The 13,673-nt window shown below is 66.3% G+C and carries 11 protein-coding genes; 3 read left to right on the top strand and 8 right to left on the bottom strand.

Features of this window, described 5'->3' with window-relative positions:
• Positions 1-95: 95 nt before the first annotated feature.
• Positions 96-1,823, bottom strand: a complete 1,728-nt coding sequence (locus ACFY5D_RS00550; RefSeq protein ID WP_387523559.1) for a thiamine pyrophosphate-dependent enzyme — start codon at positions 1,821-1,823, stop codon at positions 96-98.
• Positions 1,824-1,892: 69 nt separating this feature from the next.
• Positions 1,893-4,208 (bottom strand): FdhF/YdeP family oxidoreductase, encoded by a 2,316-nt coding sequence (locus ACFY5D_RS00545; RefSeq protein WP_387523557.1) that lies wholly within the window; start codon positions 4,206-4,208, stop codon positions 1,893-1,895.
• A 320-nt stretch (positions 4,209-4,528) separates the two neighbouring features.
• Between ACFY5D_RS00545 and ACFY5D_RS00540 the strand changes: the two genes are divergently transcribed.
• Positions 4,529-5,452, top strand: coding sequence for a class I SAM-dependent methyltransferase (locus ACFY5D_RS00540; protein ID WP_387523554.1), 924 nt, complete (start codon positions 4,529-4,531; stop codon positions 5,450-5,452).
• A 33-nt stretch (positions 5,453-5,485) separates the two neighbouring features.
• On the opposite strand, the gene ACFY5D_RS00535 is transcribed toward ACFY5D_RS00540, so the two are convergent.
• The 4 genes from ACFY5D_RS00535 to ACFY5D_RS00520 all read right to left on the bottom strand — a co-directional run bounded on the left by ACFY5D_RS00535 (position 5,486) and on the right by ACFY5D_RS00520 (position 8,893).
• A complete protein-coding gene (locus tag ACFY5D_RS00535) occupies positions 5,486-6,040 on the bottom strand; it encodes an isochorismatase family protein (RefSeq protein ID WP_387523551.1) in 555 nt (184 codons plus the stop codon).
• Positions 6,041-6,194: 154 nt separating this feature from the next.
• On the bottom strand, positions 6,195-7,193 hold the full coding sequence (locus ACFY5D_RS00530) for a thermonuclease family protein (protein WP_387523548.1): 999 nt from the start codon (positions 7,191-7,193) through the stop codon (positions 6,195-6,197).
• 195 nt (positions 7,194-7,388) lie between these two features.
• The gene (locus tag ACFY5D_RS00525; RefSeq protein ID WP_387523545.1) at positions 7,389-7,973 is read right to left on the bottom strand and encodes a hypothetical protein; all 585 of its coding nucleotides are present in this window, start codon (positions 7,971-7,973) and stop codon (positions 7,389-7,391) included.
• 122 nt (positions 7,974-8,095) lie between these two features.
• Positions 8,096-8,893, bottom strand: a complete 798-nt coding sequence (locus tag ACFY5D_RS00520) for a hypothetical protein (RefSeq protein WP_387523542.1) — start codon at positions 8,891-8,893, stop codon at positions 8,096-8,098.
• A gap of 87 nt (positions 8,894-8,980) precedes the next feature.
• On the opposite strand from ACFY5D_RS00520, the gene ACFY5D_RS00515 reads away from it, so the two are divergent.
• Together ACFY5D_RS00515 and ACFY5D_RS00510 are read left to right on the top strand one after the other, a co-directional pair.
• Positions 8,981-9,337 (top strand): hypothetical protein, encoded by a 357-nt coding sequence (locus ACFY5D_RS00515; RefSeq protein WP_387523539.1) that lies wholly within the window; start codon positions 8,981-8,983, stop codon positions 9,335-9,337.
• Positions 9,328-10,458: an acyltransferase family protein gene (locus ACFY5D_RS00510; protein ID WP_387523536.1), complete on the top strand. Its 1,131-nt coding sequence runs from the start codon at positions 9,328-9,330 to the stop codon at positions 10,456-10,458. The genes ACFY5D_RS00515 and ACFY5D_RS00510 overlap by 10 nt, the downstream gene beginning before the upstream one ends.
• Before the next feature lie 707 nt (positions 10,459-11,165).
• Here ACFY5D_RS00510 and ACFY5D_RS00505 read toward each other — a convergent pair.
• Positions 11,166-11,999, bottom strand: coding sequence for an SDR family oxidoreductase (locus ACFY5D_RS00505; protein WP_387523534.1), 834 nt, complete (start codon positions 11,997-11,999; stop codon positions 11,166-11,168).
• Complete coding sequence (locus tag ACFY5D_RS00500) at positions 11,996-13,672, bottom strand: FAD-binding oxidoreductase (RefSeq protein ID WP_387523531.1); 1,677 nt, start codon at positions 13,670-13,672, stop codon at positions 11,996-11,998. Before ACFY5D_RS00500 ends, ACFY5D_RS00505 begins: the two co-directional genes overlap by 4 nt.
• Position 13,673: the final 1 nt, after the last annotated feature.

Here is a 13,673-nt window from a genome sequence, read left to right as displayed (position 1 = left end):
TATTAGGGGAAAGTACCCCTACCCGAACCATACGCTGTATTGCCGGCCGCCCGGCCCGGAACGCAGGATTCCACTCACAGCACCACAAACACCCGTCAGGAATCCCCCCTGGAGGCCAGCGTCTCCTTGATCTTGGCGATGCCAAATCCCAGCGCCTGCCCCGCCTTGGCGTTCGGGGGCACCGACACCTCCTCGGGGTTCGTCACCACGTCCAGGAGCACGGGACCGTCATGGGCCAAGGCCTCCTGGACCGCGGCATCCAGCTGGTGCGGATCCTCGACCCTGATTCCGTGCAGGCCGCAGGCTCGCCCCACCTCGGCCAGGTTCGGGTTCTTCAAGACGGTGCCGAATTCAGGCAGCCCGCCCTGTTCCTGCTCCAGCTTGACCATGCCCAGCCTGCCGTTGTTGAACACCACCAACTTGACCGGCAGGTCGTACGCGACCGCCGTCAGCAGGTCCCCCATCAACATGGTCAGGCCGCCGTCTCCGCAGAAGGCGACCACCTGTCGCGAGCGGTCCAGTGCCGAGGCGCCCAGGGCCTGGGGCATGGCGTTCGCCATGGACCCGAGGTTGTAGGACCCGATCAGCCTGCGCTGCCCGCGCATCGTGACGTAGTGGGCCAGCCACACGGTCGACATCCCGGTGTCGGAGGTGAAAATGGCGGAGTCGGAAGCGTACTTGTCGATCGCCGCTGCCACGGCCTCGGGACGGATGGCGTGCTCGGGGTTGTCCACGGCGGTGCGCACGCGTCCCACCAGGTGCTCGTCGTGGCCAGGGTCCGCAAGCCGTGCATGCCGCTGCGTCCACTGCTGGTACCTGTCGCGCGCGCTGACAATGAAGGAATGATCGGTATGGTGCTTCAGCAGCGGAAGCAGCGCCTCCATGGAGAGCCCGGCATCCCCGACCACACCGTGGGCCACTGCGGTTCGCCGGCCGATGTGTTCGCCCCGGTTGTCGATCTGGATGACTGTCTTGCCGTGCGGGTAGGACTCCCGGTAGGGGAAGTCGGCGCCGACCATCAGGAGCGTTTGGCAGTCCTCAAGGGCGTGTTGGGCGCCCGGGTTGCCGATCAGCCCGGCCTGGCCCACCTGGAAATCGTTCCCGTCCTCCAACACTTCCTTGCCCTTGAGCGTGAGCACCATGGGCGCGGCGAGCCGCTCCGCCGTGGCCAGGACCAGGTCCTTCGCTCCGCGGGCCCCCATTCCCACCAGCATGGCCACCTTGGTCGAGGCGTTCAGCGCGTCGGCCGCAGCCTGCAGCGCCTCCGGGTGCGCGGCGACAGGCTGCTCCACGTCGATGAAGTTCGGCACGGCGCCCTTGGGCAGCTCTGCCCCGCCGATGTCGCCGGGGATGCTCAGCACCGCGACGCCGCGGCGGGCCATCGCGGTGTTGACGGCCTGCTCAAGCAGGTACGGCATCTGGGCGGGGCTCGTCACGGTGCGCGCGAAGACCGCCACGTCGCTGAAGAGCTGGTCGTTGTTGACCTCCTGGAAGTAGTCGCTGCCGATCTCCTCGCTGGGAACCTGGCCGCAGATGGCCAGCACCGGGGTGCCCGACTTCTTCGCATCGTAGAGCCCGTTGAGCAGGTGGATCGAACCCGGCCCGACGGTTCCCATGCAGACGCCCAGGGTCCCGGTGAGCTGGGACTGTGCGCCGGCGGCGAATGCCGCGACCTCTTCGTGCCGAACGCCAACCCATTGCACCCTGTCGTTGGTGCGGATGGCATCGGTCAGCGGATTCAGTGCGTCGCCCACGACGCCCCAGATGGTCTTGACGCCAAGGTTTGCCAGGGCCTCGATGACCATCGTTGCAACAGTGCTCATTTCAACGTCCTTCCGTTCGTTCGATACCGCAATCAGGTGCCGTCCCGGGAAACGGGGAGCGGCCGTGCCCTATCTCGAGCCGGCGTAGTCGGGCGCCGGGGCGTGTTCCAGCCGGATGATGGTGGATTTCGACACCGGGGTGTTGCTGCCCTCGGCCGTGGCCTCCAGCGGCACCAGCACGTTGCCCTCCGGGAAGTAGGTGGCCGCGCAGCCGCGTGCCGTGGGATAGGCAATGACCCGCAGCTGGCGCAGCACCCGGTCCCGCCCGTCGCCGGCCTCCGAGTGGACGTCCACGTAGCCGCCGTCCTGGAAACCGAGCTCGCGCAGGTCCTCGGGATTCACGAAGAGCACGTTGCGGCCCTTGTGCACCCCGCGGTAGCGGTCGTTGAGGCTGTAGGTGGTGGTGTTGAACTGGTCGTGCGAGCGCAGCGACTGAAGGATCAGCCTATTTGCCGGCAGGTCGATGGTCTCCAGTTCGTTGACGGTGATCACCGCCTTGCCGCTGGGGGTGGGGAAACGGCGTTCGTCCCGGGGCGGGTGGGCCAGGATGAATCCGCCCGGTTCGCGCACGCGCCTGTTGTAGTCCGCGCAGCCATCGACCACGCGGGCAATGTGCTCGCGGATCGAGTCGTAGTTTTCCTCGAATGCCTCCCAGGTGAAGGGGTGCCCGGCCCCCAGCACGGCGCGGGCCATGCGAGAAACGATCGATACCTCGGACAGCATCTTCTCCGAGACGGGCATGACCCTGCCCTGGGATGCGTGGACCGCGCACACGGTGTCCTCCACCGTGACGAATTGCGGGCCGGAGGCCTGGATGTCGATGTCGCTGCGGCCCAGCGTGGGAAGGATCAGGGCCTGCTCCCCTGTGTAGGCGTGGGACCTGTTGAGCTTGGTGGAGATCTGCACCGAGAGCCTTGTCCTCTGGATGGCTTCCTCGGCGACCCGGGTGTCGGAGATCGCGTGGACCAGGTTCCCGCCGAGGGCGATGAGCACCTTGATCTTCCCGTCGCGCATGGCCTGGATGCTCTGCACGGCATCGAGGCCGTGCTCGCGGGGCGGCGCGAAGTCGAACTCGGCGGCGAGCTTGTCCATGAAGTCCTCGGGCATCTGCTCCCAGATGCCCATGGTCCGGTCCCCCTGCACGTTGCTGTGCCCGCGGATCGGGCACGGCCCGGCGCCCGGCTTGCCGATGTTCCCGCGCAGCAGCAGCACGTTCATGATTTCCTTGATGGTGGGAACGGCCTTCTTGTGCTGGGTCAGGCCCATCGCCCAGGTGACGATGACGTTCTCGGCGGCGAGGTAGCGGGCCGCCAGCTCGTCGATCGCGGCGCTGGAGAGCCCCGTGGCCGCAAGCACCTGGGCCTCGGTGAGGGACTCCAGGTGCTCGCGGTACTCGTCCAGCCCGATGCAGTGCTCCTCGAGGAAGCGGTGGTCCAGCACGGAGCCGGGGGCCGCGTCCTCGGCCTCGAACACGCGCTTGGCCAGCGCCTGCATCAGCGCCATGTCGCCGGCGATCCTGATCTGCAGGTACTGGTCGGCCAGGTCCGTCCCCTTGCCGATGATGCCGCGCGGACGTTGCGGGTTCTTGAAGTTCAACAGCCCGGCCTCAGGCAGCGGGTTCACCGCAACGATGCTCGCCCCGGCACGCTTGGCGTCCTCGAGGGCCGCGAGCATGCGCGGGTGGTTGGTCCCGGGGTTCTGGCCCATGATGATGATCAGGTCCGATTTCTCGAAATCCTCGTAGTGGATGGCGCTCTTGCCCACGCCGATGCTCTCCGTCATGGCCGTGCCGGTCGACTCGTGGCACATGTTCGAGCAGTCGGGGAGGTTGTTGGTGCCGAAGGCCCGCACGAACAGCTGGTAGGTGAAGGCCGCCTCGTTACTGGCCCGCCCGCTGGTGTAGAACGTCGCCTCGTTCGGGAACGGCAGGGCGTTGAGCTCGCGGGCGATGATGCCGAACGCGTTGTCCCACGAGACGGGCCGGTAGTGGTCCTGCCCGGCAGGCTTGTACATCGGCTCGACCAGCCGCCCCTGCTGGCCCAGCCAGTACTCGCTGCGCCCGCGCAGCTCGGTCACCGAGTGCTCCTCCCAGAAGGAGCGCGGGACCTTCAGCGGGTCGGCTTCCCAGCTCACCGCCTTGGCGCCGTTTTCGCAGAACTCGGCCACCTTGCGGTGCGGCGGATCCGGCCAGGCGCAACTCATGCAGTCGAACCCGTCCTTGTGGTTCATGTGCAACAGGGTCTTCAGCGCCCGCCGCGGCCCCATCTCGTTGAGGGCAAGGGGAATGGATGCCAGCAGGCTGGGGATCCCCACGGCGCTCGTCTTCGGCGGGCCCACTTCCAGGAACTCGTCGGATGGATCGTCTTTCAGTGGTTTGCTTGCCATCGTTCACGCACATCCTTCACCGGGCCGCCGAGCACCGGCTAGTGATCCAAGGCCCGGGGGGCTTCCGGTCCCGTCACGCAGCAAGCATGGGGGAAGCGGAGCACCCTTTGGCGGGCACCGTATGTCCACCTGTTTAGCACCGCAGGACGCGGCAAACAAGGGTCCGGCGCCCCCATGGCTGCACAACCCGCGTCGCGGAGAACCCGGCGGGCGCCTGATGCGCTCTCAGGCCGCGGCGCTCGCCGATACGGGACCGGCAGGTTTTGCCGTTTTGGCAAAAGCATGGGGTGCTTTCCCCTGGGTGTGCATACGCTTGGTCCATGACGCATTCCCAGCACTTGCACGGACAGCACCCTCACGAACACGGCGAAACACCCTCGCACGGGCACTCGCACTCACACGGCCATTCGCACGGGGAATCCCAAGGCCACGCCCGCTCTCACGAGCATTCCGACGACCAGGGCATGGCAGAGATGCTCGACATGGACGCCGCCCTGCAGGCCGTCCACCTGGCGGAGATCACGGACTGGGTTGCGGGTCTCGCCGGCGCCCCGGAAGCCATCGTTGACCTCGGCTCGGGCACGGGAACCGGCACTCTGGCGCTGGCCGAGCGCTTCGAGAAGGCCACGGTGTTCGCCGTGGACAACTCGGAGCAGATGCTTGGGCGCCTGGCGGCCAAGGCCGAAGCCCGCGGGCTGGACGGCCGGGTGATCAAGGTCCACGCCGACCTGGACGTCCAGTGGCCGGAGGTCGGGACCGCGGACCTGGTGTGGGCTGCTTCCTCGATCCACCACGTGGCAGACCCGGACAAGGTGTTCTCGGAGGTCTTGGCGGCGCTGAACCCCGGCGGGTTGTTCGCGGTCGTCGAGATGGACTCCTTCCCGCGCTTCCTGCCCGAAGACATCGGCTTCGGCGAGCCCGGGCTCGAGGATCGCTGCCACCGGCTGATCGACGCGCAGGGCTGGAACGCCCACCCGGACTGGCAAGGGCAGCTGGAGGCCGCGGGATTCGAGGTCGAGCAGCGGAACTTCAGCTACGAGCTGGCCCCGGAACCGTCGGCGATGGCACACTACGCGCAGCTGTGGCTGGGAAGGACCCGCACCGGGCTGGAAGACAAGCTGTCCCCCGAGGACCTTGCATCGATGGACGCGCTGCTGGACAAGGAAAACCCAGCGGGCCTCGGACACCGCACGGACCTGGTGCTGCGCGGCAGCCGGACCGTGTGGGCTGCCCGCCGCCGCTAGCAATTTCGCCGGTGGCGGCGGTGTCCTCCGCCCCTACCGGCCGAAAACGAGGTCGTCCGTCTTGACGACGGCGGCCGTGCGCTCCGGTGCACCTTGGAATTGCCAATACAGGTTCATGTGCGCGATGACGGCCTCCGGAGGCGGCGCACCCCATGCGCTGCGGTCGCCCGCGGTGTGGGCGTCGCCGACGAGCGTGACGTCGTAGCCGCGGGTGAACGCGCCGTGGATCGTTGACCTGATGCAGGCGTCGCTCTCGGCGCCGGCGACCACCAGGTGCCCGACCCCCGCGGCGTCCAGCACTGACTCGAGGTCGGTTGCCTCGAACGAGTCGCCGTAGTTCTTATGGACCACCGCCTCCGACGCGCGGGGCTTGAGCTCCGGCACGATTTCCCATCCGGGGGTTTCCCGCTTGAGTTCCTGATCGGAGTGCTGCACCCAGATGACCGGGGTCCCGGCCGCACGGGCGGAGTCAACCAGCGTGGCAATCCTGCCCAAGGTCGCTTCGCGCTCATAGGCCTCCCCCATGACGTCGACCTGCACGTCAACTACAAGCAGTGCCGTGTTGCTTCGATCTTCAAACGTTGCCATGCCGCTGTTCCTCCTGAGTCGGGGTCCGCAAGTTGCCATCAAAACCCTATGCCTGGGTTCCGACTTTTTGGAACCAGTTCCGGCGCGCAAATGTGGGGCCGGCCAACGTTACGTCAGTCGGCCCCACACACCAGACATTTGCTGCAGTGCCTTTTTATCCGCAGGGCTTCCAAGTCTTACCGCCCGGCGCGTAGCAGCGAGGTCCGGTGTATCCGGAATACGAGCCACCGCTGCTCTTCGGCTTTCGGGTTTGAACCGGAGCCGGGTACGTCTTCTTCGGCGCGACGTATGGTTTCTTCACCATGCGCTGGTGCTGGGCAGCCTTCTTGGCCGCGGCCTGGCGCTTTGCCGTCGCTTTCCGTTCCGCCGCTGACTTCTCCTTGGCCTCTGCCGCTGCCTTTTTGGCGGCCCGTGCCTCCCTTTCGGATTTCGTCAGGGCTGCCTCGGTCTTGGCAAGCTTGGACTCCATGGCAGCTGCCCGATCGAGCGCCGCGTCAAACCTAGGCAAGTACTTCGCCTTGCGGGCCGCCCACACGGCGCTGGCGACCCCGCCTTCCACCGCGCCCAAGGCCTTGAACGCTGTCTTCTTCGCCTTGCCAGCGACCACGGCGGCCGCGACCACGGCGAGCGCAGTGCCTGCTTCCGCGGACGACTCCGGGTCGGTTTCCTCGAGTGCTTCCAAGGCGGCGCTGGCCTGGTCGACCAAGGCCGGCACCGTGCAGTCAATCGACGGGCTGAAGAGCCCCTCTTCCGCGTTTTGGGCAGCCTGCTCGGCTGCCTTCACCTCGGCGTAAAAGCGTTCGTTTGGCTGGTAGAGGACTGCGACTCCCAGCCCTGCCGCAGCGATGTCGGCATTGACCAGGCTGTCGTTCTTGTACACCCCGGCCAGCGTGCGCCCGTACGGGTCGAGGCGCTGCACGTCGTACTCAAGGTCGATCTTGTCCCCCGGCGCGAGCAGCGATTTCATGTACTCGGTGGCCTCGGGCCCCAGGCACTGAACGGGCTCGTTTGGATCCTTGGTCTCCGGGGTGTCGATGTTCAGCAACCGGATGGTGGTCTCGGCGCCGGACACGTCGGCGACGATGGTGTCGCCGTCCACGATCCGCACGACCGTTGCGTGTGAATCCTTCTTACTTGCTTCAGATGTTGGCACTGATGTGCAGCCTGTGGCCACAATTCCGATGCTCAGCATTGTGGCGACCGCCGCGGCAAGCCTGCGCTTGGCCGGCGTAGCATTGTTGGTTCCCCCAGGCATTTGGACCCCCTTGTCAAAGTGCGAAGTGAAAAACCCAAGCCTAACCGCGCCGATATCCGGCACTTTGCCGCGGCGCGCTCAGACGACGGCGCTTCAGCCTTGTTCGGAATCTATCGAACAGTCGGGGCGGGCGGCAAACGTCGGGCCGATATCGAGGCCGTAGGGAAGCCCCCACTCGTTGCGGTACTCGACGTGGACCGTGCGCACCGAGGACTCCTGCCCCGGGTCGACGGGCTCCAGTGCCATGATCAGTGATTCGTTGGGGCCGTCGCCAAGTCTGGTCGGCAGTTCGACGCGCTTGCGCCAGGCCTCCACCTCAGGCGACCCGTCGTCAACCACCGGGTAGGAGATCGCCCCGATGGTCGGAACCAGGTTCTGGACGCCGGCCCCGGCCAGTCGGTAATTCTCGCCGTCGACCAGGTTCATCGACCTCACGTCCAGCCAGCGCCCGGGTTTCACCTTGATGTGGGGCGCGGTGACGATTCCGGGCGGGGCATCGGGAGAACCCGTGCTGTGGCACATCGCATCGCCACGTGCGTAGTCCTCCACCGGGTCGACCATCCGGTAGGCAGCCCAGCCGGCCGTTCCCAGCACCGCAACCAGCGCACCGATCGCCACGGCCAGCGGCCACCGCCTGCGCGGTCGCTCGGTTGCCGCGTCCGGTTTCGGCTCCTTCATTTAGGTGTCCCCTCGAGGTGGCGGTGGGAGCGCGCTACCGCACTCCATTTGTTCAGGTCACCGTAGTCTTTAGGGCGACAATGGTACAGTCTGTGCCGGCGCCAACGGCACGTATCCCGGGCTCACTCGCCCAGGAACCGCGAGAGTTCGGATTCGGCACGGTGGACGATGGGGTCGGCACGCGGTGCAGGCCAGGCCATCACGAGGTACTTCTCCAGCGGACGGTCTACCCACTCACCCGTTGCCAGGTCACGACCCTTGGCGTACACCCGGATCCGGTACCACCCCTGGCCGTGTGCATCGAGGCGCTGCACCCAATCCGTCCGGTCGTTCTCCGCATAGGGCTCAATTCCCCGGATCGATACGCGCGCGTCGGCACCGGCCCGGAAACTCATTTCCGAAACGTCCTCCCAGCCGGGTTCCACGCTTGCGGGCGCTCGGTCCAGGGCCCTGATCTCGACGTCGACGGGACCGTCCTCGATCCCGGTTTGCACCACGATTTCGCCGTCAATGTATGCATTCAGCAGCCCGCCGACCGAGGTTTCCTTTGCAGCGACGCCGGTTTGGGCGGACTGAACCAGCAGGGTGGACAACTCGACCCGGGCCTCGTAGGTGCCGATGCCGCCGTTCTTGGCCCCGGAGCCCGGCTGGTCCTCCACGACGGGATCGGGCATCTGCTCCATCAGTTCCTTGTGGAGCTTGTCCGTTTCCGCCCAGGCCTTTTGCAGTTCCTCGGGCGTCGGGAGATCCTCCGGGGCCGTGTCCACCATTTCCGCTGAGTAGTACCCGGGGCCCTGGCCGTTCCAGCTGTCGGCGGCGGCGGCCGGGAACTCGCGTTGGGCGGCCACTGCCGCGACGGCGGCCACCGCTGCGACGACAGCGGCGAGCGCCCACCAAGAGCGTGCTGACTTGGGTAACATGCTGCCACCTGGGATGTGTCTGGACCGGAATGTCCCCAGTATTGCACGCGGCGGGCCATTGTCGGTAAGACCGTCCGCAAGGCAAGCATGGAGGCGGAATTCTGCAAGGCGGACAGCACGGTGTCGATCGGCGTCAATGCGCTCTCGGCAATCTGGCACGAGCACGTCACCGATGAGCCCGGCGATCGTGAACTTCGTCGATTCCACATCCAGCGCAGCCGATGCGTCCCCTATGTGCCGCCAGAGCTGCCCCAGGAAATCGCGCCGCTGCCGTTCGAGGGGGCGGTCAAGTCGCGGGCGGACGGCGCGCTGACCGCCCACCCGCACCTCTGCGCAGGGCCCCATCTTGCAAAGTCGGAAACATCACTGCGGATCAGTCGCTTCATTATGCGTCAGCTGGGCGCGCAGATATTCTTGGAGGAAACATTCAGGCGATGCCACTAGTATTTGCGCGCCCAACGAAAGCGAGAACAATGGCCCCCGCCCCCGCTGGTCGAGAGCGATTCAAATTACTGGACGGGCTGCGATTCTTTGCCGCGTTCGCAGTCCTCGCATACCACTACATTGGGTACTCTCACGTCCGCTGGGGCGAACCGCCCAGCGAATTGTTTCCAGTGCTTTCGCCCATCGCCGCATACGGCGCGCTTGGCGTAGACCTGTTCTTCATCATCAGCGGATTTGTCATCCTCATGTCAGCGCAGAATCGATCAGTGGGCGCATTTGCTGCATCCCGCATCTCGCGTTTGTTCCCCGCCTATTGGTTCGCGGTGCTATCAACTGTGTTCCTCTACTTGGTAATTGCTCCCGGAAAGTTCCCAACCATTTCGGGCGGGCAAGTCTTGGCGAACCTCACAATGGTTCAGCAAGGGCTCGGGGTAAAGCACATCGACGGCGTGTACTGGACGCTTTGGGTTGAGCTGCTGTTCTACATCCTGGTCTGCGGGCTGATCTGCATCAAGCCCACTGAACGGAAGATCATGGGGTTCGCTATCCTGTGGCCGATCGTTGCAATGATCAGCCAACAAGCCGACAGCGGTTTCCTCAAGATGTTCTTGTCACCCCAGAACGCACCGTTGTTCGCAGGCGGAATGGGCCTCTACCTAATCCACAAGTACGGACACAACCTTGCACGCTGGCTGGTGGTTATCTTCAACGCCCTCATCGCGGCCCAGCAGGCAACCGCCTATGTGTCGGGCCCGATAGCACGCGTCACCAAGCAGGAACTCTCCCAGACTGTTGCGATCGTCATTGTTCTTGGCTTCTTCGTACTGGTAGCCCTGGCAACGGTGACTCCGCTAAAGAGCATTGGCCCCAGCTGGCTCACGTATGCCGGCGCGCTCACCTACCCTTTGTATCTGGTCCATGAGGCTTGGGGTTGGTGGCTTATCCAGTGGGTCAACCCGATCGCGGGGCAGTGGTCGGCACTCTTGCTGGCCGTGGCTTTCAGTTTGGCCCTGGCAGTCGTAATTGAACGATTCGTGGAGCGCCCATTGCACCCGATATTGAATCGAACACTCAAGAAGAATCTGACAGACCAACCCAAAGAGGTTGGACTCGCAGCCTAAGGTTCACAGACGTATCTCGGCCCGAGTTTCTTCGGGAACTGGGGCCGAGCTGCTTAACACTCCTCCAGGAAAGCGACCATGACCGATGGTCCTCTTCCGCCGTGGGTGGCACTCGTAGCGGTGCCGATCATTCTGCCAGTCACCACAGCGACTGCGACCTGGCTGGTCGCCACGAATCGACCCTAGACCGAGCGGCTGACTCAGGATCGGGACTGTCTAACCCGATGGCAGGAGTGTCACCACCAGAGCCAGCCAGATCACCCGGCCGCCGCAATCGCCGGGTGCCATCCGATGCCCGGCGCCTTCGCTCCGGACGGAACAGCCTCGCTGCGAGCCACGATGAAACCGAGGCTTGCGGCGAGGCTTTATGCCGGGGCGGGGGCGGCCATACCGACCACGATGCTGGGCACCGATCCCAGCACCCGGGCTTGCGCGACCTTGCTGGCTACGGTCTCCGCCGTAGTTGAGTTGGGAGCCGGCATGGACGGGCTTCTAGTGAATCAACCGTATCCGCAGGCGGCGCTGGAAGCGCTAGCGCGGTCGCCCAGACGAGCGACCCAACGTCCGAGTCGATTCCCGGGATCTCCCCACCTCCAAGTTTGGCAGGTTCGCGTTTCCTGTGAGGAAAACCAAAACCCCTCGGCATTTGTCCCGCCGCCCGCGATTGACCCTCGGATACGCCCAAACCCGAACTGACCCCGCATTTCCTATTTGCGGCCCGTGAAATGCTCCATCGACTTGTAGACGCCGAACACGCGCCCGGCAACCATGTCCCAGGCCGCCAGCGGCAGGACCCCGCGCAACGCGGTGCTCAGCTTCACCGTCCACGGCATCATGAGCATGGGCGTCCCCTCCTTCATGGCCCGCCACACCCGCCGGGTCACTGCCTCGGGTTCCAGCAGCGGGGTCAGCAACGGCCCGCGGGCGCCCTCGAACATACCGGTCTTGATGTAGGACGGGCAGAAGGTCGTCACGGCGACGTGTTTGTGGCCGGCCTGGACGAGTTCGAGCCGCAGCGAATCGCTCCAGCCGACGACCGCCCACTTGGAGGACGAATAGATGCTCATCCGCGGGTTGGCCAGCAGCCCGGCGGCGGAGGCGACATTCACGATCCGGCTGGGGCGCCCGCCCTCGATCATGTCGGGCAGGAACTCGCGGGTGATGTGCATCAGGGCCAGCGCGTTGATGTTCATGGTGGCGGCGATGTCCGAGCGCTGGTCGTGCTCCCAGAAGTACTTGCCGCGCACGATCCCCGCATTGTTGATCAGGATGTCCGGCGAGCCGGCCTCCTCACGCGTCGCCTCGGCGGCGCGCTCGATGTCCTCGAGCCGGCTGACGTCGACCACGTGGGTGTGGATCTTTGACCCCCTGCCCTCCAGCTCGCGGGCGGTCTCCTCCAGCAGCTCGGCGTTCACGTCCCAGAGGATGACGCTGCTCGCGCGATCCTCCACGGCGAGGCGGGCGTACATCTTGCCCATGCCCATGGCGGCGCCGGTGATCAGGATGGTGGAGCCGGCCAGTGATTCGATGGTCTTGCTCATGCGTGTTCCTCCGTTGCTGCAGGGATGAGTTTGCCGGGGTTCATGATGCCGCGGGGATCCAGCGTGTCCTTGATGCCGCGAAGCACCTTGATGCCGAGTTCGCCGATCTCGGCGCCGAGGTACGGCGAGTGTTCGCTGCCCACCGCGTGGTGGTGGGTGATGGTTGCCCCGGCATCGACGATGGCCCGGGATGCGGCATCCTTGATCCGGGCGTTTTGGGCCAGCCCGTCCCGCTCCAGCCCGCCCAGGAAGGTGTAGTAGAGCGAGGCGCCGTCCGGGTACACATGCGAGATGTGCGTCTGGACGTACCCGGGGCCGCCGCCTTCCTCGATCGCCTCGAGGATGGCGGAGCGCACCGCCGCGTAGGTCTTCTCCAGTTGACTCCAGGTTGCCGCGGTTTCGAGGGTCTCGACGTAGACGCCGCGGGTGAGCAGCTCGTCGCGCAGGTACGGGGCGCTGAAGCGGCCGTGTTCCCAGGCGGTGGCGGGCATCGGGCCCAGGGGCATGCCGCCGGCCCGGCGCATGATGCGCGCACTTCGCCGCTTGCGCGCCCTGGTCTCGTTGGCCTCGCCCTCCCAGACGAAGAGGGAAAGCGCGGGGGTTCGCTGGCCGCGCAGGCGGAGATAGCGCGCAAGCAGGCCGGTCTTCCAGCCGCCGAGCTTGAAGGTCGCCGCGGTCTCGTCGGTGTCGCTGAGCCTGCACACGTGGGGCATGTCGCCGCGCACGCCGTCCTGCTCCAGCCGGCGCATGGCCCGGGCCCCGGCCTCGAAGGAGGGGAACGACCAGGCGCCGTAGGACTTGTGCTTGGGCACCGGGGAGATCTTCAGCGTGGCGGAGGTGATGACCCCGAGGGTGCCCTCGCTTCCCACCACGACGTCGAGCAGCCTGGGGCCGGCGGCGCTGCCCGGGGCGGAGGAGCCGAGCTCGCAGGGCCCGACGGGTGTTTCCAGGCGGACCGACTTGACCAGGTCTTCCGGCCGGCCGTAGCCGGTGGAGGCCTGGCCGGCGGAGCGGGTGGCCACGTACCCGCCGAGCGTGGCCTCCTGGTGGCTCTGCGGGAAGTGGCCGAGCGTGAACCCGTGGGCCTGCAACGCGGTCTCGATCGCGGGACCCCGCATCCCGGCCTCGAGGGTGGCGGTGCGGGAGACCGGGTCGATGTGCAGCAGCTTGTCCATGCGGCGCATGTCAAGGGTGATCACCCCGGCGAAGCCCGCGCGGACCGGGTCGACGCCGCCGACCACCGAGGTGCCGCCGCCGAAGGTCACGACCGCGATCCCGCGGCGGACGCACAGCGCCAGGATCTCCCGGATTTCCCCGGCGCTTCCGGGGAAGACCACCGCGTCCGGGGCGGCCAGGGCGTCGCCGGCGCGCAGGCGCATCAGGTCCGGCGTGCTTTTGCCGCCCGAGTGCAGGATGCGTTCGGAGGCCTCGGTGGAGACGTGCTGGATTCCGGCGATGTCCCGGAGTTCGGCGAGCGCCTCGTCGCCGAGTTGGCTTTCGCCCACGCGGACGGCGGCGAAGTCCACCGGAGGGTGGACCGGCTCCACCCCGGGGAGCTTCAGCGTGTTGCGCAGGTAGTCGAGGGCGCCGGCCGCCAACGGCCTTGCCCTGGCGGGGTCCCCCCAGCCGTACCAAACCGAGCGGGGAATTTCCTCTGTAATGTGCGTCACCATG

The organism is Paeniglutamicibacter sp. NPDC012692 (assembly GCF_042901625.1).
In the GTDB taxonomy this organism is placed as follows: Bacteria; Actinomycetota; Actinomycetes; order Actinomycetales; family Micrococcaceae; genus Paeniglutamicibacter.
Note: the sequence above shows the minus strand (reverse complement) of the source record. Positions and strands in the feature narration are given on the sequence as shown.